18 protein-coding genes are annotated in these 18965 nt (G+C 74.5%); 6 read left to right on the top strand and 12 right to left on the bottom strand.

Features of this window, described 5'->3' with window-relative positions; all coding sequences use genetic code 11:
* The first annotated feature begins 59 nt into the window (after window positions 1-59).
* Both ACY1JF_RS25560 and ACY1JF_RS25555 read left to right on the top strand, forming a co-directional pair.
* A complete protein-coding gene (locus ACY1JF_RS25560) occupies window positions 60-116 on the top strand; it encodes a trp operon leader peptide (protein WP_462707615.1) in 57 nt (18 codons plus the stop codon).
* Between the two features lie 97 nt (window positions 117-213).
* Window positions 214-2136, top strand: coding sequence for an anthranilate synthase family protein (locus ACY1JF_RS25555; protein ID WP_462707593.1), 1923 nt, complete (start codon window positions 214-216; stop codon window positions 2134-2136).
* On the opposite strand, the gene ACY1JF_RS25550 is transcribed toward ACY1JF_RS25555, so the two are convergent.
* From ACY1JF_RS25550 to ACY1JF_RS25535, 4 genes are all read right to left on the bottom strand, one after another.
* Window positions 2088-3083 (bottom strand): 2-hydroxyacid dehydrogenase, encoded by a 996-nt coding sequence (locus ACY1JF_RS25550; protein ID WP_462707592.1) that lies wholly within the window; start codon window positions 3081-3083, stop codon window positions 2088-2090. The two genes, ACY1JF_RS25555 and ACY1JF_RS25550, sit on opposite strands and share 49 nt — an antisense overlap.
* 112 nt (window positions 3084-3195) lie before the next feature.
* Window positions 3196-3873: a response regulator gene (locus tag ACY1JF_RS25545; RefSeq protein WP_462707591.1), complete on the bottom strand. Its 678-nt coding sequence runs from the start codon at window positions 3871-3873 to the stop codon at window positions 3196-3198.
* On the bottom strand, window positions 3866-5110 hold the full coding sequence (gene macS / locus ACY1JF_RS25540; RefSeq protein ID WP_462707590.1) for a MacS family sensor histidine kinase: 1245 nt from the start codon (window positions 5108-5110) through the stop codon (window positions 3866-3868). The genes ACY1JF_RS25545 and macS overlap by 8 nt, the downstream gene beginning before the upstream one ends.
* A gap of 25 nt (window positions 5111-5135) precedes the next feature.
* Window positions 5136-5948 carry a lysophospholipid acyltransferase family protein gene (locus ACY1JF_RS25535; protein ID WP_462707614.1) on the bottom strand — a complete coding sequence of 271 codons (813 nt, stop codon included), beginning with the start codon at window positions 5946-5948 and terminating at the stop codon, window positions 5136-5138.
* A 171-nt stretch (window positions 5949-6119) separates the two neighbouring features.
* Here ACY1JF_RS25535 and ACY1JF_RS25530 point away from each other — a divergent pair, with 171 nt between their 5' ends.
* The gene (locus tag ACY1JF_RS25530; RefSeq protein WP_462707589.1) at window positions 6120-6923 is read left to right on the top strand and encodes an alpha/beta hydrolase; all 804 of its coding nucleotides are present in this window, start codon (window positions 6120-6122) and stop codon (window positions 6921-6923) included.
* The gene (locus ACY1JF_RS25525; protein ID WP_462707588.1) at window positions 6916-7533 is read left to right on the top strand and encodes a hypothetical protein; all 618 of its coding nucleotides are present in this window, start codon (window positions 6916-6918) and stop codon (window positions 7531-7533) included. Before ACY1JF_RS25530 ends, ACY1JF_RS25525 begins: the two co-directional genes overlap by 8 nt.
* A gap of 3 nt (window positions 7534-7536) precedes the next feature.
* Here the strand turns inward: ACY1JF_RS25525 and ACY1JF_RS25520 are convergent, their stop codons facing one another.
* The 6 genes from ACY1JF_RS25520 to ACY1JF_RS25495 form a co-directional block, all read right to left on the bottom strand.
* A complete protein-coding gene (locus ACY1JF_RS25520; protein WP_462707587.1) occupies window positions 7537-8286 on the bottom strand; it encodes an endonuclease/exonuclease/phosphatase family protein in 750 nt (249 codons plus the stop codon).
* Between the two features lie 292 nt (window positions 8287-8578).
* On the bottom strand, window positions 8579-9532 hold the full coding sequence (locus ACY1JF_RS25515) for an ROK family glucokinase (protein WP_215167835.1): 954 nt from the start codon (window positions 9530-9532) through the stop codon (window positions 8579-8581).
* Window positions 9533-9599: 67 nt separating this feature from the next.
* Entirely contained in the window at window positions 9600-10130 is a 531-nt protein-coding gene (locus ACY1JF_RS25510) for a DUF5304 domain-containing protein (RefSeq protein ID WP_462707586.1), read from the bottom strand.
* 57 nt (window positions 10131-10187) lie between these two features.
* Window positions 10188-11396 (bottom strand): ArsA family ATPase, encoded by a 1209-nt coding sequence (locus tag ACY1JF_RS25505; RefSeq protein WP_462707585.1) that lies wholly within the window; start codon window positions 11394-11396, stop codon window positions 10188-10190.
* Between the two features lie 43 nt (window positions 11397-11439).
* Window positions 11440-11880, bottom strand: coding sequence for an SRPBCC family protein (locus ACY1JF_RS25500; RefSeq protein WP_462707584.1), 441 nt, complete (start codon window positions 11878-11880; stop codon window positions 11440-11442).
* Between the two features lie 121 nt (window positions 11881-12001).
* The gene (locus ACY1JF_RS25495; protein WP_462707613.1) at window positions 12002-12757 is read right to left on the bottom strand and encodes a metallophosphoesterase family protein; all 756 of its coding nucleotides are present in this window, start codon (window positions 12755-12757) and stop codon (window positions 12002-12004) included.
* Window positions 12758-13100: 343 nt separating this feature from the next.
* Between ACY1JF_RS25495 and ACY1JF_RS25490 the strand changes: the two genes are divergently transcribed.
* Window positions 13101-14897, top strand: a complete 1797-nt coding sequence (locus ACY1JF_RS25490; protein WP_462707583.1) for an AMP-dependent synthetase/ligase — start codon at window positions 13101-13103, stop codon at window positions 14895-14897.
* 100 nt (window positions 14898-14997) lie between these two features.
* Here the strand turns inward: ACY1JF_RS25490 and ACY1JF_RS25485 are convergent, their stop codons facing one another.
* Window positions 14998-16140: a glycosyltransferase family 4 protein gene (locus tag ACY1JF_RS25485; RefSeq protein ID WP_462707582.1), complete on the bottom strand. Its 1143-nt coding sequence runs from the start codon at window positions 16138-16140 to the stop codon at window positions 14998-15000.
* Window positions 16141-16262: 122 nt separating this feature from the next.
* On the opposite strand from ACY1JF_RS25485, the gene ACY1JF_RS25480 reads away from it, so the two are divergent.
* Window positions 16263-17501 (top strand): glycosyltransferase 87 family protein, encoded by a 1239-nt coding sequence (locus ACY1JF_RS25480; protein ID WP_462707612.1) that lies wholly within the window; start codon window positions 16263-16265, stop codon window positions 17499-17501.
* Window positions 17502-17763: 262 nt separating this feature from the next.
* Here the strand turns inward: ACY1JF_RS25480 and ACY1JF_RS25475 are convergent, their stop codons facing one another.
* Complete coding sequence (locus ACY1JF_RS25475) at window positions 17764-18951, bottom strand: hypothetical protein (protein WP_462707581.1); 1188 nt, start codon at window positions 18949-18951, stop codon at window positions 17764-17766.
* Window positions 18952-18965 lie beyond the last annotated feature (14 nt).

Raw genomic sequence — 18965 nt, 5'->3', positions numbered from 1 at the left:
CGGTGACCAGAAAATGAGACGACGAATACGTAGCGTGGGAATGCGGTAGGGTGCCTGGCATGTTCGCGCACTCGACCCAGAACTGGTGGTGGACCGCTCCTGTGGCGGCCCACTGACTGCGCGTACCGGATTTCGCGAAGGCCGCCCGAGAGGCGGCCTTCGGTGTTTCCGGCTCCGGGTCCGTCTCTCCTTCACAGAAGGACACGACGACCGATGGAACACCTGCTGGAGCTCCTCGACGACCCCCGCCCCTTCGCCCTGCTGCGGCGCCGTACCCCCGGGCGCGACCACGACACGGTGGAGCTGCTGCTCGGGCCGGTGGCGGAGTACGAGCGGCTCGCCGGCCTCCCCGACGACTGCCTGGCGCTGATCCCCTTCCGGCAGATCCGCGAGCGCGGCTTCGACGTCCGCGACGACGGCACCCCGCTGCTGGCGCTCGTCCCCGAGGAGCGGTACGAGATCCCGCTCGCCACCGCCGTGGAACAGCTCCCGGCGCACGGCGTCCGGGTCGAGGGCGGGGGCTTCGACGTCGGGGACGAGGAGTACGCCGGGATCGTCCGGCGGGTGCTGGAGGAGGAGATCGGGCGGGGCGAGGGCGCCGACTTCGTGATCCGGCGCACCTACCGGGGCGAGATCCCCGGGTTCGGGCGGGCCGACGCGCTGGCGCTGTTCCGGCGGCTGCTGGCGGGTGAGCGGGGCGCGTACTGGACGTTCGTGGTGCACACCGGGGACGGGAAGGGGCCCGCAGGGCCTTCCCCGGAAGGGCGGGGGCGGACGCTGGTCGGGGCGAGCCCGGAGGTGCACGTGCGGATGAGCGGCGGCACGGTCGTGATGAACCCGATCAGCGGCACGTACCGCTATCCCGCCGAGGGCCCCACACCCGAGCACCTGCTCGGCTTCCTCGCCGACCCCAAGGAGACCGAGGAGCTGTCGATGGTGGTCGACGAGGAACTGAAGATGATGTGCACCGTCGGCGACATGGGCGGTGTCGTCGTCGGACCGCGGCTGAAGGAGATGGCGCACCTCGCGCACACCGAGTACGAGCTGCGCGGCAGGTCCTCGCTGGACGTGCGGGAGGTGCTGCGGGAGACGATGTTCGCGGCGACGGTGACCGGGTCCCCGGTGCAGAACGCCTGCCGGGTCATCGAACGGCACGAGAACGGCGGGCGGGGGTACTACGCGGGGGCGCTCGCGCTGGTCGGGCGGGACTCCTCGGGTGCCCAGACCCTCGACTCGCCCATCCTCATCCGGACCGCCGACATCGACGCGCACGGGCGGCTGCGGGTGCCGGTCGGGGCGACGCTGGTGCGCGGGTCCGACCCGGCCGGCGAGGTGGCGGAGACCCACGCCAAGGCGGCCGGGGTGCTCACCGCCCTCGGCGTACGGCCCGCTCGGCCCGGCGGGCGGGCCACGGGGCCGAGGCTGGCCGACGACCCCCGGGTGCGGGCCGCGCTGGACGGGCGCCGGTCGTCGCTGGCCCCGTTCTGGCTGCGGATGCAGGAGCGTCCCGGGGAGCCGGCCGGGCACGCCCTGGTCGTCGACGGGGAGGACACCTTCACGGCGATGCTGGCGCATGTGCTGCGCTCGGGCGGACTGGAGGTGACCGTCCGGCGGTACGACGCGCCGGGGCTGCGGGCCGAGGTGCTCGGGCACGAGGGGCCGGTGGTCCTCGGGCCGGGGCCGGGCGACCCCGCCGACCTGGCCGATCCCAGGATGCGGCTGCTGCGCTCGCTCACCGCCGACGTCGTGCGCGCGCACCGGCACGGGGTGCTCGGGGTCTGCCTCGGGCACGAGCTGATCGCGGCCGAGCTGGGGCTGGACATCGTCCGCAAGGAGGTGCCGTACCAGGGGGCGCAGACGGAGATCGACCTGTTCGGGCGGCGGGAGACCGTCGGCTTCTACAACAGCTTCGTGGCGCGCTGCGACGACGAGGAGTACGAGGAGCTGGCCGCGCACGGGATCGAGGTCAGCCGGTCGGCGGGCGGGGAGGTGCACGCGCTGCGCGGGGCCGGCTTCGCGTCGGTGCAGTTCCACCCCGAGTCGGTGCTGTCGCTGAACGGCGCGGCGGTGGTGCGGGAACTGATGGGTCAGCTGCGCGGCACCAGCACGTTCTCCGAGCGGCGGCCGGCCCGGTAGTCCAGGACGTTCCGCACCGTGGCGTCGACGATCTGGCCGACGGCGTCCTCGGTGTAGTACGCCTGGTGCGAGGTGACCAGGACGTTCGGGAAGGTGACGAGGCGGGCCAGGGTGTCGTCCTCGACGGCCGTGAGGGACTTGTCCAGGAAGAACAGGCCCGCCTCCGCCTCGTACACGTCCAGGCCGACGCCCGTGAAGCGGCCCGCGCGCAGCTCGCCGACGAGGGCGGCGGTGTCGACGAGGCCGCCGCGGCTGGAGTTGACCAGGATCGCGTCGTCCCGCATCGACTTCAGGGCGGCGTCGTCGATCAGGTGCCAGGTCTCGGGCACCAGGGGGACGTGCAGGGTGACCAGGTCGGATTCGGCGAGGAGCCGTTCCTTGGGGACGTAGGTCATGCCCAGGTCCAGGCAGGCCGGGTTCTCGGCCGCGTCCCAGCCGAGCAGCCGCATGCCGAAGCCGCGCGCGATCCTCGCGAACGCCTCGCCGATCCGGCCGGTGCCCAGCACCCCCGCGGTGCGGCCGTGCAGGTCCCGGCCCATCAGGCCGTTCAGGCGGAAGTCGAAGTCACGGGTGCGGGTGGAGGCGCGCACGATACGGCGGTTGACGGCCATCGCCAGCGCCCAGGCGAACTCGGCGACCGAGTACGGCGAGTAGGACGAGACCCGGGCGACGGTCAGGCCGAGCCGCTCGGCCGTGGTGAGGTCGATGTTGTTGAAACCGGTGGAGCGCTGGGCGACCATCCGGGTGCCGCCGGCCGCGAGGATCTCCAGCACGCCCGCGCCGAGGTCGGCGTTGACGGAGGTGGAGACGGTCTCGTGGCCGGCCGCGATGGGGGCGGTGTCCTCGTTGAGGAAGACGTCCAGGCAGCGGACCTCGGCGCGGCCCGCGAAGGCCCGCTCGATGAGGGGCTGCTCGTCGGCCTGGACTCCGAAGGCGAGGGTCTCCACGGCGCTCGCTCCCGTCTCGCTGGGCTGGTGCCACCCGGGTACCCCGGATGTCCCGGTCATCCCCGGACCCAGGGCGCCCGGCGCGGCGGTTCCGCTCGGCCGAACGCGCGGGTCACGCGTCGTCCAGGCCCCGCTCTATGGCGTACCGCACCAGTTCCACGCGGTTGTGCAGCTGGAGTTTGCCGAGGGTGTTCTGGACGTGGTTCTGGACCGTGCGGTGGGAGATGACCAGGCGTTCGGCGATCTGCTTGTAGCTCAGGCCCTTGGCGACCAGGCGCAGCACCTCGGTCTCGCGGTCGGTGAGGCGGGGGGCGCCGGGGGCGCCGGTGCCGGGGGCGGGGGCCGGTTCGGAGGCGAGGCGGCGGTACTCGCCGAGGACGAGTCCGGCCAGGCCCGGGGTGAAGACGGGGTCGCCGGCGGCGGTGCGGCGGACGGCGTCCTGGAGTTCCCCGGTGGAGGCGGACTTCAGCAGGTAGCCGGTGGCGCCGGACTTCACCGCCTCCAGGACGTCGGCGTGCTCGCCGCTCGCGGACAGCACCAGGACGCGCACCCGGGGGTCGGCGCCGACGACCTCCTTGCAGACCTGGACGCCGGGTCTGCCGGGCAGGTTGAGGTCGAGGACCAGCACGTCGGGCGCGGTGGCCCTGGCCCGGCGGACGGCCTGGTCGCCGTCGCCGGCGGTGGCGACCACCTCGAAGCCCGACTCGGCCAGGTCCCGGGCGACCGCGTCGCGCCACATGGGATGGTCGTCGACCACCATGACCCTGATCGGTCCCCGCTGTTCAGTCATGTCCTGCCGCCTTCCCCCGCGCGTGGGGCACGCCCGTCGCGTCCTTCGGTACCTTCAGCTCGACCTCCGTGCCCTGGCCCGGCACCGAGATCAGTTCGGCCGTGCCGCCGAGGTCGCGCAGGCGGCCCCGGATCGACAGGGCCACGCCCATCCGTCCCTCGCCCTCGGCCTGGGCGAGGCGGCCCTCGGGGATGCCGGGGCCGTCGTCGCGGACGGTGACGATCACCTCGTCCGGTTCGTCCTCGACGAGGATCCACGCGCGCGCCTGCTCGCCGGCGTGCGCGCGGACGTTGTCCAGGGCCGCGCCGACGGCCGCCGCGACCTCCCGGGCGGCGGCGGGGGCCAGCTCCACGGGCGCTCCCGGTCCGGCGAGGCTGACGCGGGCGCCGGCGTACGGGGCGAGCAGCGCGCGCAGGTCGGCGGGGGCGTTTGGGTCCTGGTCCCCGGGGTCGTCCACGGCCCGTACGACGGCGCCCTCGGCGGCGTCCTCCGAGACCCGGGAGACGGGGACCAGGCCGCCGGAGACGAGGGTGCGCAGGGCGATCTCCTGCTCGCCGGCCATCCGGCCCAGCTCGGCCGCCTCGCCGCCGAGGACGGCGCCGCGCCGCTGCACCATGGCCAGCACCTGGAGCACGCTGTCGTGGATGTCCCGGGCGAGGCGCTCCCGCTCCCGGGTGGCGGCCTCGATCTCCAGGGCGCGGGCGAGGGTGCGCTCGGAGGCGCGGGCGACCTCGACGACGTAGCCGATGGCGATGGAGGCGACCCAGACCAGCAGGACGTTGTGGACGGTGTCGCGGGCCGGGCTGCCGCGCTCGATCAGGTTGGCGGCGGCGACCAGGGTGGAGGCGACGGCGGCCCAGCGCCAGCCGCCCTTGATGGCGAAGGCCAGGACGGAACCGGCGGTCCATATCGACGGCAGCGTCGGGCCGCCCGCGGTGATGCGCTCGTGGGTGTCGGCGAACGGGGTGAGCAGGATGCCGGTGAGGGCGACGGCGAGGTCGAGGGCGAGGAACCGCTTGGTGCAGGCGGCGGCGTTCGCCACCCTGGGGAGGGTGGCCAGGGTCCAGCCGACGAGCACCACGTAGTAGCCGACGGCGAGCCAGGGGCGGGTGAAGTGCTCGTGGGCGGCGGCGAAGAGACCGATCGCGTAGACCATGGTGAGCACGCGGTAGGCGGTCAGCGCACGCCACAGGGGCTGCTCGACCGACATCCGCATGACCCGCTCGCGCCCGGCCATCTCCCCCACCCCCGTCCGGGTCCCGTCAGGACCCGGGGCTCTCGTCCCCGTCGTCCGCCTGCGCGGCGCGCTCCTTCTCGGCCTGTTCCCTCTCCGCGCGGGCGAGGGCGGCCCTGGCCTCCTTGGCCTCCCTGGCCGCCTCCCTCTCCGCTTCCTTCTCCGCCTTCGCCGCATCCGCGAGCTGCCGCTTCATGGCGGTCGCGTACATGTCGACGTACTCCTGGCCGGAGAGCTTCATGATCTCGTACATGACCTCGTCGGTCACCGCGCGCAGCACGAAGCGGTCGTGCTCCATGCCCTGGTAGCGGGTGAAGTCCAGCGGCTTGCCGATGCGGATGCCGGGGCGCATCAGCTTGGGCACCACCTTGCCCGGCGGCTGGATCTTCTCGGTGTCGATCATGGCGACCGGGAGGACGGGGGCTCCGGTGGCGAGCGCCACGCGCGCCAGGCCGCCCGGCTTGCCCCGGTAGAGGCGGCCGTCGGGCGAGCGGGTGCCCTCGGGGTAGATGCCGAACAGCTCGCCGCGCTCCAGGACCTCTATGCCACTCCTGATCGCGGCCTCGCCGGCGCCGCGCGCCCCGGAGCGGTCCACCGGGAGCTGGCCGACGCCCTTGAAGAACGCGGCGGTCAGCCGTCCCTTGACGCCCGGCGTGTTGAAGTACTCGGCCTTGGCGATGAAGGTGACCTTGCGGTCGAGGACGGCCGGCAGGAAGAACGAGTCGGAGAACGACAGGTGGTTGCTGGCCAGGATGGCGGGCCCGGTGGCGGGAACGTGCTCCAGTCCCTCCACCCAGGGCCGGAAGGCGAGCTTCAGCGAACCGCCGATGGTGACCTTCATCGCGCCGTACAACAACCGAGTGCCTCCTGTGTGTGTCGCACAGACCATAACCCGGAGCACCGGCAAAGGGCCCTGCGGCCCTGGTCGGTGTCCGTGGGGTCGCGTACCGTGAAGTACCCGCACCGCGACGCGCCAGCCGCGCCAGCCCCTTGACGAACAGGAGTCGAAGACGTGCCGGTCCTCGCAGGAGCCGAGCCGTTCCGCCAGGAGGGCGGGGAGGTGGGCGTCCTCCTCTGCCACGGCTTCACCGGTTCCCCGCAGTCACTGCGCCCCTGGGCCCGGCACCTCGCCGCGCACGGTCTGACGGTCGCGCTGCCGCTGCTGCCCGGACACGGCACCCGCTGGCAGGACATGCAGCTCACCGGCTGGCCCGACTGGTACGCCGAGGTGGACCGTGAGCTGCGGGCGCTGCGCGAGCGGTGCTCCAGGGTGTTCGTGGCGGGGCTGTCCATGGGCGGCGCGCTGGCGCTGCGGCTGGCGGCGCGGCACGGCGACGCGGTGAGCGGCGTCATGGTCGTCAACCCGGCCCACCGCATGCACGGCCTGGCGCCGCACGCCCTGCCGGTGATCCGCCATCTGCTGCCGGCCACCAGGGGCATCGCCAGCGACATCGCCAAGCCGGGCAGCGCCGAACTGGGCTATGACCGGGTGCCGTTGCACGCGGCGTACTCCCTGCGCGAGTTCTTCCGGATCGCCGACCGTGACCTTCCGCAGGTCACCCAGCCGCTGCTGCTGATGCGCAGCCCGCGCGACCACGTGGTGCCGCCCGTCGACTCGGCCCGGATCCTCGGCCGGGTGTCGTCGGTGGACGTGACGGAGATCCTGCTGGAACAGAGCTACCACGTGGCGACGTTGGACCACGACGCGGACCGGATCTGCGCGGAGAGCGTCGCCTTCGTCGCCCGGCTCGCCCCCGGTCTCGTCAGGGAGCCGGAGCCGGGTCTCGGCAAGGAAGGGACGGCCGCAGGTGGCTGAGCACGACTCCGACCGTGAGGACCGTGAGGAGCGCGGGGAGCGCGGGGGTACGGACCCGGGTGCCCCGCGGGAGCGGGACGCGCCGTTCGACGAGGACGCCGCCTGGGCCGCGATCGTCGCCGGGTACGGCGAGGAGCCGCCGGACCCGCCGGGCGCCAAGCCCTTCAGGTCGGTCGAGGACCTGGCGCTGCTGGAGCCGGAGAGGGACGACGACGGCGAGGCGCCGGAGCCCGCCCGGAAGAAGCCCGGGGAACCCGCGCCGGCCAAGCCGCTGGGCAGCTCGGTCGCGTTCGCCCCGGGGGTCGGACCGCGCGACCACAGCCTGGCCGAGCCCGCCGGGGACGATCCGGGCGGGGACGACGAGGGCCACTTCGTGCCGCCCGAGCCGCCGCCGCTGCCGGAGTCCGACGTCACCTCCCGGTTCGCCTGGCTCGGCGTACTGGGCGGCCCGCTCCTGCTGCTGGTGGCGATCCTGCTGGGCTGGGAGATGACCTGGTGGCTGACGACCGTGTGCATCGGCGGCTTCCTCGGCGGCTTCGCCACGCTGGTGACGCGGATGCGCACGGACGACGACGAGGACGACGACCCCGGCCGGGGCGCGGTGGTCTGACGCTCAGGCGCCGGCCGGCACCCTGAGGGCGGCCAGGACCGGAAGGTGGTCCGTGGCCGTCCTCAGGTCCTCCTCCCGCACTCCGGGGAGCCCGCGCGGCACGCCGCAGGCGAGCACCTCGATGCCCGGGGTGGCGAACAGGGCGTCGATGCGCTGGCGCGGGCGGCTGGGGGTCGAGGTGTGCTCGTCGCCCCAGGGGGCGGTGGCCCAGCAGTCCTGGAGCTCCTTGGCGATCCGCCGGAAGGCGGGACCGTCGGGGCGCTCGTTGAGGTCGCCGCCGGCGACGGCGTGCGGGACGCCGAGCGCGGCGAGCCGGTCGAGGAGCAGGCCGCTCTGCTGGTAGCGCTCGTCCTTCTGGAGGGACAGGTGGCAGCTGAGGACGCCGAGGCGGGCGCCGCCGAAGCGGACGACGGAGGTGGCGAAGCCCCTGCGGTGCAGGCCGGGGGTGAGCGGGAGCAGGACGTCCTCGGTGCGCTCGACGGTGGCGCGCAGGGAGCAGAGCAGCGCGGGGCCGGCGGCGGTGCCGCCGCCGGAGAGGATCACCTGGCCGGAGGCGGCGGCGAGACGGGCGAGCTTCTTGCGCCAGCGGAAGAAGCGGGGGGCCTCCTGGAGGAGGACCAGGTCGGGGGCGCAGGCCCCGATGACGCGGGCGAGGGCGTCGGTGTCGTCGCGCATCGAGCGGATGTTGTAGCCCAGGACGCGGATGACGGCGGAACCGTCGGGTTCGGTGCGGGAGTTGGGGAACTGCGGCATGTCGATCAATGTACGCCCAGGGGCGGGGGCGCGGAGGGGCGTGGGCGGGCGGGGACGCGGAAACACGTACACGGACGGAACGCGGAAGTGCGCACGCGGACGGGAACGCGGAGGCGCGTACGCGAGCAGGAACCCGCAAGTACGTACACGGGCGGGGGCGCGGAGGCGCGTGCACGGGCAGGGGCGCGGAGGCGCGTGCGCGGGTGCCGGCGCGTCGTGGCTCGCCGCGCCCACGCGGCGGAGCCGCATGGTGCCGCAGCCCCGCGCCCCTGAGCCCGTGCGGTCGCCCCGATCACATGATCGGGTCGGGTTCCCTCGCCAGGTCCGCCGCTCCCACCAGCCCGGCCTTGTTGCCCAGCTGGGCCGCGATCACGTCGGCGACCGGGCGCCAGTGAGCGCCGACCAGCCAGCGTTTGTACGACTTGCGGATCGGGTCGAGGACCAGGTCGCCCTCGTCCGACAGCCCGCCGCCGACGATGAACGCCGACGGGTCGAAGAGCGAGGCCAGGTCGGCGAGGCCCGCGCCGGCCCAGCGGGCCAGCTCGCGGTAGGAGTCGACGGCGACCGGGTCGCCCTGCCGGGCGGCCATGGAGATGTGCTTGCCCTCGATGCCGTCGGGGCTGCCGTCGCCGAGGCCGAGCAGCGTCTCGGCGCGCTCGGGGGTGGCGTTGGCGCGCTGCTTGGCGTAGCGCACCAGGGCACGCCCCGAGGCGTACTGCTCCCAGCAGCCCTGCGAGCCGCAGCCGCACAGCAGGCCGTCCGGCACCATGCGGATGTGGCCGAACTCGGCGGCCACGCCGAAGTGGCCGCGGCGCAGCTTGTTGCCGATGATGATGCCGCCGCCGAGGCCGGTGCCCAGCGTGATGCAGATGACGTTGCGGTGGCCCTTGCCCGCGCCGAACCTGTACTCGCCCCAGGCGGCCGCGTTGGCGTCGTTCTCCACGACGACCGGGAGGCCCACGCGGGCCTCGACCTTCTCCTTGAGCGGCTCGTTGCGCCAGTCGATGTTGGGCGCGAAGTAGACCTCGGAGCGCTGCCGGTTGACGTATCCGGCCGCGCCGATGCCCACGCCGACGATCTCGTGCCCGGCGCGCGCTCCCTCCACCGCCGAGGCGATGGCGTCCACGATGGCCTCGGGCGTGGTGGGGGTCGGCACCTTGAAGGTCGAGAGGATGTTGCCTTCCTCGTCGACCACGCCGGCCGCGATCTTCGTGCCGCCGATGTCGACGCCGATGGTGAGTCCCATGAGTCCCTCAGTTCCGGTCGAGCCCCGCTACGGCCAACCGTACCCGAGGCGGCGCCGCCGGGGACCGTCAGTCCAGGTCGATGCGCTGACCGGGCCCGGCGCCCGCTCCGCCCTCGTCGCCGGGGGCATCCTCGTCCTCGGCGTGGCGGGGGGCGTCGGTGCCCGCCGTCCAGCGGCGTTCCTGGCGCTGGACGGCGGAGCGGTAGGCGGCGAGCAGTTCGCCGCCGGCCGCCGCGAGGTGGTCGAAGACGTCCGGGTTGCGCTCGATGACCGGTTCGACGGCGGCCTTGGCCTGCTGGACGACCTGCCGGACCACCTGCTGGGCGGCGGTGCCGGCGACCGGGCCGAGCAGCGGCGACTGGAGGCCGGACAGCTTGTCGGCCACGGTGTCCACGAGGCGGCGCAGTTCCTCGGCGGCCGAGCCGGGGGGCGGCCCGTACGCGGCGCGGCGGCGGGTCTTCTCCGCCTCCAGGTCCTCGGCGGTCGCCGTCGCCCAGGCGTCGGCGTCGGCCGCCCGCCGCGGGCCGGCCGCTCGGGCCCGCTCCTGCCCGGCGGCCCCGTCGCGCGCGGCGCCGGGCTGCGGGGGCTCTTCGCTCATGACGGACTCCTGACTACGGTTCGTCCCTACGACGTTACCCGAACGGCCGTCGCCGGTTCACCGGCCGCGGGGCCACAGCCGCGGGTCGGGCACGAACCGTACGCTCAGCCGGCCCTCCCGCAGGGCGGCCCCGTCCACGGCGCAGCGGCGCAGCGCGGACGGCAGCGAAACGATACGGCGGAAGGGGCCCGCGGTGACGACGAGTTCGTCGCCGCGCCGGACGAGGTCCAGTTCGTCGCGGGTGGCGCCGGGCAGCGGGAGGTGCCAGACCAGGACGCCGTCGTCGGCGGTGGGGGTCCCCCCGCTCGAGGGGAGCCGGGAGTGGGGGAGGCCGGTGACCGGCCACTGCACGGGGGCGGTGTCCGGGGCGGCGCCGGGGGCGGCGAGGGCGGCGAGGTCGTCGGTGCCGCGCGGATCGCGTCCCAGGTGGGGCAGGGCGTGGACGTCGTAGGTGCCCTGCCACTCCTCCAGGGCCTTGCGCTGCTGGGCGACGGGTCCGGCGAGCCAGCTGTCGGCGGGGGCGTCCTCGGGCAGGGTCCGGTTGGCGGCCAGCCGTTCCACGGGCAGGCCGCGCAGGGCCAGGCCGAGGGCGGCGGTGCGGATCGCGTCGGTACCGGCCGGGCCGGGTTCGGCGACCAGCCGGACGGCGGTGCCCCGGTCGGTGAGGACGGCTTCGGCGGCGGCCAGCTCCAGGTCCCAGCGGGCGGCGTGCTCGTAGAGCGCCTCGGTGGGCATGGGCACGCCGGCCAGGCGGCCGAGGACGGGGCGCAGGGCGCGGGCGGCCTGCCGTTCGGGGGGCAGCAGGCGGCGCAGGTAGCGGCGGATCTCCTCGGGCAGGGCGAGCAGGGCGAGGGCGCGCGGGGCGGGCGGCAGGTCGACGACGAGCAGGTCGTGCTCCTCGGCGAGGGCGGCGTCGCGCAGGGCGCGCAGCAGCGCCAGCTCCCCGGCGCCGGGCAGCGGGGTCAGCTCCTCGGGGTCGAGGCGGGCGGCGCCCAGCAGGTCGAGGGCGGCGGCGGCGCGTTCCTGGAGGGCGGTGAGGCCGTCGCGGAACCCCCGGGCCGGGTCGGGCCGCAAGACGGCGAGGCCGTCCTCGACGGTGACCGGGGAGGGGCCGGTGGCCACGCCGAGCGCGGCGCCGAGGGTGTCCTCGGGATCGGCGCCCAGCAGCAGGGTGCGGGTGCCGGACCGGGCGGCGGTGAGCGCGGTGGCGGCGGCGACGGTCGTCCGGCCGCTGCCGCCCGGGCCCGTGATCAGGAGGGTGCGCATGAGGGTGAACGCTACCTCCGCCGCTCCGGCGCGCCCGTGTCGCCTAGGCGGCGCCCGACTCCACCCGCTTCTTCAGCCCCGCCAGCGCGCGGTCGGTGATGACCTTCTCCGCCTTGCGCTTGATCATGCCGAGCATGGGGATCTTGACGTCGACGGTGAGCCGGTAGGTGACCTCGGTGCCCGTGTCCGTGGGCCGCAGCAGGTAGGAGCCGTCGAGGGAGCGCAGCATCTGGGACTTCACCAGCGTCCAGGAGACCTCGTCGTCACCGGCCCAGGTGTAGGCGAGGGTCTGGTCGTCCTTGATCGCTCCGGCGTCCATGACGAGCCGGACCCGCTCGGCGCGGCCCTGCCCGTCGGTGGCGAGCACCTCGGCCTCCTTCACCTCGCCGGTCCAGTCCGGGTAGCGGGCGAAGTCGGCGATCACCGCCATGACGTCGGCCGGTGCCGCCTCGATCGTGATGCTCGAGCTGGTGTGTTCCGCCATCGCGGTGGGTCCTCCCGATGCGGGCCGGTTGGGACATCGCGTACGCGAGTACGGATGTGCGTGCAGCGTGAAGGCTACCGCGCACCGCGGGGGCGGCCGTCACCCCCGCCGGTCCGCGCCGCTACCACTCCAGCACCCACGGCCGGCCGGTCGACGCGAAGTGCCCGACGTTCACGCACTCGGTCGCCCCGATCCGCGTCCGCGCCACCAGCGGCTGGTGGACGTGGCCGAAGAGGGCGTAGCGGGGCCGGGTGCGGCGGATCGCGTCGAGCAGCGCCCGGCTGCCCCGCTCGAAGCGCCGCGCCACCGTGTCGTAGACCAGTTCCGGGACCTCCGGCGGGATGTGCGTGCACAGCACGTCGACCTCGCCGACCGCCTCGACCTTCGCGGCGTACTCCTCGTCGCTGATCTCGAAGGGGGTGCGCATCGGGGTGCGCAGGCCGCCGCCGACGAAGCCGAAGACCCGGCCGCCGATCTCGACGCGCTCGCCGTCCAGCACGGTGGTGCCGGGGCGGGCGTACTGCGGCCACAGCGCCGGCATGTCGACATTGCCGTAGGTGGCGTACGTCGGGGTGGGGAACGCGGCGAACAGCTCGGCGTACTGCGCCCGCACCGCCCGCTCCATCACCGCCGCCCGGTCCCCGTCGACGCCCGCCCACAGCCGGGCCCCCAGTTCGCGGGCCTCGGCGAACCGGCGGGCGGTGCGCAGCTCGACGATGCGGTCCGCGTTCTCCACGCCGAACAGGTCGGGGAAGATGCCGCGGGAGTGGTCGGCGTAGTCGAGGAAGAGGATCAGGTCGCCGAGGCAGACCAGCGCGTCCGCCCCCTCACCGGCCCGGGCGAGGTCCCGGGCGTTGCCGTGCACGTCGCTGACCACATGGACGCGCGTCGTCGTGTTCCGGGCCGGTGCGGAAGTCATGGTGATCAAGAGTAGGAGCAACGGGCCCCGGTGAACAGAGGCGGCCGGACCTGCGGTTACTGGCTGGTCGGCCGGCGTGTCGACTACTGTGCGCACAGAGAACAGCAGCTGTGTGACGCAGCGGACATCTCGCCGGGCCCCCTGTCAAAGACGCCGTACCGGCGGGTAACGTCCAGGCGGCCCCGTCGTGCTCAGAAACCCCGTCCCGTGTCCCCTGTCCCCGAGCACCCGTCCCGGCCGTGGACCGCACCGTCGCATCACACAACGTCGTGGCGCCGGCGCCCTATGAGGAGCAGCAGTCTTGCGCGAGTTCAGCCTTCCCGCTTTGTACGAGGTCCCCGCGGACGGCAATCTGACCGACATCGTCCGCAGAAACGCCGCGCAGCACCCCGAGGTCGCCGTCATCTCCCGCAAGGCGGGCGGAGCCTGGCAGGACGTGACCGCGCGGGACTTCCTCGCCGAGGTGCGCGCCACCGCGAAGGGGCTCATCGCCGCGGGGATCGAGCCGGGCGACCGGGTGGCCCTGATGTCGCGGACCCGCTACGAGTGGACGCTGCTCGACTTCGCGATCTGGAGCGCGGGCGCGGTCACCGTACCGGTGTACGAGACCAGCTCGCCGGAGCAGGTGCGGTGGATACTGGGCGACTCCGGCGCCACCGCGTGCGTCGTGGAGTCCGCCGCGCACGCCGCGGCCGTGGAGTCGGTGCGCGAGGGGCTGCCCGGCCTCGGGCACGTCTGGCGGATCGAGGCCGGGGCCGTGGAGGAACTGCGCCGGCTCGGCCAGGACGTCACGGACGAGACGGTCGAGGAGCGCGGCTCGGCCGCCAAGGCCGACGACCCGGCGACCATCGTCTACACCTCCGGCACCACCGGCCGCCCCAAGGGCTGCGTCCTCACCCACCGCTCCTTCTTCGCGGAGTGCGGCAACGTCGTGGAGCGGCTGCGCCCGCTGTTCCGCACCGGCGAGTGCAGCGTGCTCCTCTTCCTTCCGCTGGCGCACGTCTTCGGGCGCCTGGTGCAGGTCGCCCCGATGCTCGCGCCGATCAGGCTGGGCTGCCTGCCGGACATCAAGAACCTCACCGACGAGCTGGCGGCGTTCCGGCCCACGCTGATCCTCGGTGTGCCGCGCGTCTTCGAGAAGGTGTACAACTCCGCGCGGGCCAAGGCGCAGGCCGACGGCAAGGGCAGGATCTTCGACAGGGCCGCGGACACGGCGATCGCCTACAGCCGGGCGCTGGACAGCGCGTCGGGGCCGTCCTTCGGTCTGAGGCTCAAGCACAAGATCTTCGACAAGCTGGTCTACGGCAAGCTGCGCGCCGTCCTCGGCGGGCGCGGTGAGTACGCCATCTCCGGCGGCGCCCCGCTCGGGGAGCGGCTCGGCCACTTCTTCCGCGGCATCGGCTTCACCGTCCTGGAGGGCTACGGCCTGACCGAGTCCTGCGCGGCCACCGCGTTCAACCCCTGGGACCGGCAGAAGATCGGCACGGTCGGGCAGCCGCTGCCGGGCTCGGTGATCCGGATCGCGGACGACGGGGAGGTGCTGCTGCACGGGGAGCACCTGTTCAAGGAGTACTGGAACAACCCGGACGCGACCGCCGAGGCGCTGGCCGACGGCTGGTTCCACACGGGGGACGTCGGCACCCTCGACGAGGACGGGTACCTGCGGATCACCGGCCGCAAGAAGGAGATCCTGGTCACCGCGGGCGGCAAGAACGTCGCCCCGGCGGTGATCGAGGACCGCGTCCGGGCGCACGCGCTGGTGGCGGAGTGCATGGTGGTCGGGGACGGGCGGCCGTTCGTGGGCGCGCTGGTCACCCTGGACGAGGAGTTCCTGGCGCGCTGGTGCGCGGACCACGGCAAGCCGGCCGGGTCGACGGCGGAGTCCCTGCGGGACGATCCCGAGCTGCTGGCGGAGATCCAGTCGGCGGTGGACGACGGGAACGCGGTGGTGTCCAAGGCGGAGTCCGTGCGCAAGTTCCGGGTGCTGCCGACGCAGTTCACGGAGGAGTCGGGGCATCTGACCCCGTCGCTGAAGCTGAAGCGGAACGTCGTCGCGCGGGACTACGCGCAGGAGATCGAGGCGCTCTACGCGAAGTAGGGGGCGCCGCTCGGCCGCCGTCGGCGGGTGCGGGTCACCGGCGGCCGGCCGCGCCCACGCGGCAAAGCCGCACCTGTCACGGCCCCGCGCCCCCGGCCGGCTACAGCAGCGTCCTCAGACGTTCCGCCAGCAGGTCCCAGCGCCACCTCTCCTCGACCCACCGCCGCCCCCGTTCGCCCATCCTGCGGCGCAGCTCCGGGTCGGCGAGGAGGGCGGTGATCCGGTCGGCGGTCTGTGCGACGGAGCCGCCCCGGACGACCCACCCCGTCTCGCCGTCGAGCACCGCGTCCGGCGCCCCGCCGGAGTCCCCCGCCACCACCGGCAGCCCCGTCGCCGACGCCTCCAGGTAGACGATGCCCAGGCCCTCGACGTCCAGGCCGCCGCGCCGCGTCCGGCAGGGCATCGCGAAGACGTCGCCGGCGCCGTAGTGGGCGGGCAGCTCGGACCAGGGGACGGAGCCGGTGAACCGGACCGAGGCGGCGACGCCGGTCCCGGCGGCGAGGCGGCGCAGTTCCTTCTCGTACGGTCCGCCGCCGACGATCAGCAGCACGGCGTCGGGCTCGGCGGCCAGGATCCGGGGCATCGCCCGGATCAGGGTGTCCTGGCCCTTGCGCGGGACCAGGCGGGAGACGCAGACGACGACGGGCCGGTCGGTCAGACCGAGCCGGGCCCGGACCTCGTCGCCGCCGGAGCCGGGGTGGAAGGTCTTCTCGTCGACGCCCGGCGGCAGCTGGACCATCCGCGCGGCGGCGGCCGGGGTCAGCGCGTGCGCGATCCGGGAGCGCGTGTACTCCCCCAGGTACGTGATCGTGTCCGTCGCCTCCCCGATCCGGCGCAGCAGCTGCCGGGCCGCGGGCAGCTGGGCCCAGCCGGCCTCGTGGCCGTGGGTGGTGGCGACGATCCGCTCGGCGCCGGCCCTGCGCAGCGCCGGCGCCATCAGCCCCAGCGGCGCCGCCGCCCCGAACCACACGGAGGTGCACCCGTGCTCCCGCAGCAGCCCGACCGCCCGCCGGGTCGCCTCCGGCGTCGGCAGCAGCATCGTCGTACGGGCCCGTACGACGGTGAAGGGCTGCTCCGCGTCGAAGGCGGCGGTGGCCGCCACGCCCTCGCGGGTGCGGTTCCAGGTGGAGGCGTGGACGACGAGGCGGTCGGGGTCCAGGCGCAGTGCCATGTTGTGCAGGAAGGCCTGGATGCCGCCCGGCCGGGGCGGGAAGTCGTTCGTCACGATCAAGGTCTTGTGCATCGTCCGAGACCCTATCGAAGCCCCCTTTCACAGCATCCTCCGGCTGTGCGTGTGGCAGACACACAGAAGTTCGGGACATCATGGGGCCGTCGGACGGCACCGGACGGGCGGGCAGGGAACACGTGGAGACGACGAGCGCCGGGCGGTCCCTGGCATGGCTTCCGGTGGCCTGGTGCGCGACCCGGCTGGTGCTGCTGCTGTGGGTGCTGAAGGTGTGGGTCTTCCCCGGGCCGGACGTCACCAGCGATGTGTCGGTGATCTACCGGGGCTGGTACGAGGTGCTGCGCAGCGGAACGTTTCCGCTGGACGACGTCACCTGGCAGTACCCGCCCGCCGCGGCCCTGGCGGTCCTCTCCCCGGCGCTGCTGCCCTTCTTCGACTACGCGACGGCCTTCTTCGCCCTGGTCTGCGTGGCGGACCTGGCGGTGCTGGGAGTGCTGCTGCGGATGGGCCTGCGGCCGGGCGGGACGCCGCGCGGGGCCTGGGTGTGGGTGGCCGGCGTGCCGCTGGTCGGGCCGACCGTGTACGCGCGCTACGACCTGATGGTCACCGCGGTCGCCGTGGCCGCGCTGGCCGCCGCCGCCCGGCACCCCCGGGTGGCGGGGGCGCTGGTGGCGTTCGGGGCGCTGCTGAAGGTGTGGCCGGCGCTGCTGCTGCTCGGCGTCCGGCGGCGCGTCTCCTGGGCCGCCGCGGTGGTCACCGGCGTGGTGCTGGCGGGGGCGTTCGCGGTGGCCGCGCCGGGGGCGTTCGCCTTCCTGACGTTCCAGCGGGACCGGGGCACCGAGGTGGAGTCGCTGGGCGCGCTGGTCTTCCACGTCGCCCGCGGCTTCGGCTGGGACGGGCAGGTGCTGCTCAACTACGGCTCGGTGGAGTTCCTCGGCCCGTACGTGGACTGGGTGAGCACGGCCGCGCTGACGCTGACCGGGATGGCGTTCGGCTGGCTGCTGCTGTGGCGGCTGCGGGCCGCGCGGTTCGAGGCGCGCACGGCGGCGGACGCGGCGTTCACGGCGGTGCTGATGTTCACGGTGACCAGCCGGGTGATCAGTCCGCAGTACATGGTGTGGCTGGTCGGGCTGGCGGCGGTGTGCCTGTGCTTCCGGGCCTCGCGGATGGGGCTGCCGGCCGCGCTGGTGCTGATGGCGAGCGCGGTGACGGTGCTGGAGTTCCCGCTGTGGTTCGCGCACGTGGTCGCCAGTGACCCGCTCGGCGTCACCCTGATGGCCGTCCGCAACGGCCTGCTGGTGGCCGCCGCGGTCGCCGCGGCCCGGGTGCTGTGGCGCGGGACGGTGCCGCGCGCGGAGCCGGCACCGCTGCCCGAGCGGCCGTCCGCCCGGGCGAGCGAGGCACCGGTCTCCTCCTGACCCGCCGGTCCCTCCCGACCCGCCGGCCTTCTCCCGGCCCACCGGCCCCTACCGGCCCACCGGTCCCTTCCCGGCCCACCGGCCTCCTCCCGGCCCACCGATCCCTCCCGACCCGCCGGTCCCCTCCAAACCCGCCCGTCTCCGTCCGGTCTCAGCCGGACCCCTCCCGCCCGCGCAGCACCCCCTCGCCCCGGCCGGCCGCCTCCCGCGGGGACACCCTCCCGGCTCAGCCGAACTCCTCCCGCGGGAACCCCCTCCCGGCTCAGCCGAACTCCTCCCGCAGGTACTCCCCCCACCGCGAGGTGAACTCCTCCGGCGTCGTCCCGAGCACCCGGCGCATCGCGTCCTCCACCGCCCCGTCGCGCTCCGCGTGCGCGCCCACGGCGCGGTAGAACGCGTCGAGCCGGTCCTCGCCCCACTCCTCGGCGATCAGGCGGCAGGCCATCCAGCCGCCCTCGTACGCCCGGGCCAGTCCGGCCGCGTCGTCGGTGAAGCCGAAGTCGTCGTCGGCCGGGAGGGCCCCGGGCACCCGGCCGCCGGCGACGGCGCGGGCCAGTTCCGGGGCGGCCTGGGCGGGGGCGCGGCCGGTGCCGCGGTAACCGGCCCAGTCGGCGTACCCCTCGGACAGCCACAGGGGGGTGGCGGCGGTGGTGTGGGCGCGGGTGGCGACATGGGCGGTCTCGTGGGTGAGCACGACCTGCCTGCCGAGCGAGCCGAGCAGGCCGTACGCGTCCGGGTTGACGACGATCCGGTCGGCGGGGGCGCCGGTCCGGGCGCCGGTCTCGCCGGTGGTGACGGCGGCGATGCCCCGGTAGGAGGAGGCGGGCGAGCCGAGCAGCCGCGCCATGCCCTCCAGGGAGCGGGGCACGATCACGACGACCCGCTGCGCCCAGTCGCCGTCCCAGGCCTCCGCCACGGCCGGCACCGCGCGGTCGGCGAGCCTCGCGTAGCCGCGCAGCGCCCCGTCGGACCGGCCGACCCCCAGGACGAGGCTGTGCGCGCCGCGTACGACATGGACCGTGCCCTGGTCCCAGAGCTGCCGGCCCGACTTCTGCGCCGGCCGGTCGGAGGTGACCCGCCAGGTGCCGTCCGCGCGTTCCAGGCGGACGGTGCGGCCGGCGCTGACCTCTCCGGCGTCGTACCCGGCGAGGCGGTAGCGCAGTTCGACGGCGGCGGTGGCGGTGTCACCGGCGCGGGTCACCTCACCGACCCGGTAGGACCAGTCGGCCAGCGGGACCGCGCCGACCCGGTCGAACCCGGCCCGGGTGCCGGTCGCCCCGTAGGCGGCCCGGTCCCGGTCGAGGAGGGCCTTCGCCCGCCGGTCCAGTACGCCCTGCACCTCGGTGCGGACGGGGTCGGCCGCGGGCCGGCCGCCACAGGCCACCAAGGAGACCAGCAGCAGGCACAGCAGCACCACCGAGGACCCCGGCACCCGCCCGCGACCAGCCACCTTCCCGAGGGTAC

It is taken from the genome of Streptomyces sp. SYSU D01066-1 (assembly GCF_054956795.1).
Note: the sequence above shows the minus strand (reverse complement) of the source record. Positions and strands in the feature narration are given on the sequence as shown.

Excerpts from the sequence above, each read along its gene's own strand:
- ACY1JF_RS25555 (WP_462707593.1), top strand. The coding sequence starts at position 214 with ATGGAACACCTGCTGGAGCTCCTCGACGACCCCCGCCCCTTCGCCCTG.
- ACY1JF_RS25545 (WP_462707591.1), bottom strand. The coding sequence starts at position 3,873 with ATGACTGAACAGCGGGGACCGATCAGGGTCATGGTGGTCGACGACCAT.
- macS (WP_462707590.1), bottom strand. The coding sequence starts at position 5,110 with ATGGCCGGGCGCGAGCGGGTCATGCGGATGTCGGTCGAGCAGCCCCTG.
- ACY1JF_RS25535 (WP_462707614.1), bottom strand. The coding sequence starts at position 5,948 with ATGAAGGTCACCATCGGCGGTTCGCTGAAGCTCGCCTTCCGGCCCTGG.
- ACY1JF_RS25520 (WP_462707587.1), bottom strand. The coding sequence starts at position 8,286 with ATGCCGCAGTTCCCCAACTCCCGCACCGAACCCGACGGTTCCGCCGTC.
- ACY1JF_RS25515 (WP_215167835.1), bottom strand. The coding sequence starts at position 9,532 with ATGGGACTCACCATCGGCGTCGACATCGGCGGCACGAAGATCGCGGCC.
- ACY1JF_RS25510 (WP_462707586.1), bottom strand. The coding sequence starts at position 10,130 with ATGAGCGAAGAGCCCCCGCAGCCCGGCGCCGCGCGCGACGGGGCCGCC.
- ACY1JF_RS25505 (WP_462707585.1), bottom strand. The coding sequence starts at position 11,396 with ATGCGCACCCTCCTGATCACGGGCCCGGGCGGCAGCGGCCGGACGACC.
- ACY1JF_RS25500 (WP_462707584.1), bottom strand. The coding sequence starts at position 11,880 with ATGGCGGAACACACCAGCTCGAGCATCACGATCGAGGCGGCACCGGCC.
- ACY1JF_RS25485 (WP_462707582.1), bottom strand. The coding sequence starts at position 16,140 with ATGCACAAGACCTTGATCGTGACGAACGACTTCCCGCCCCGGCCGGGC.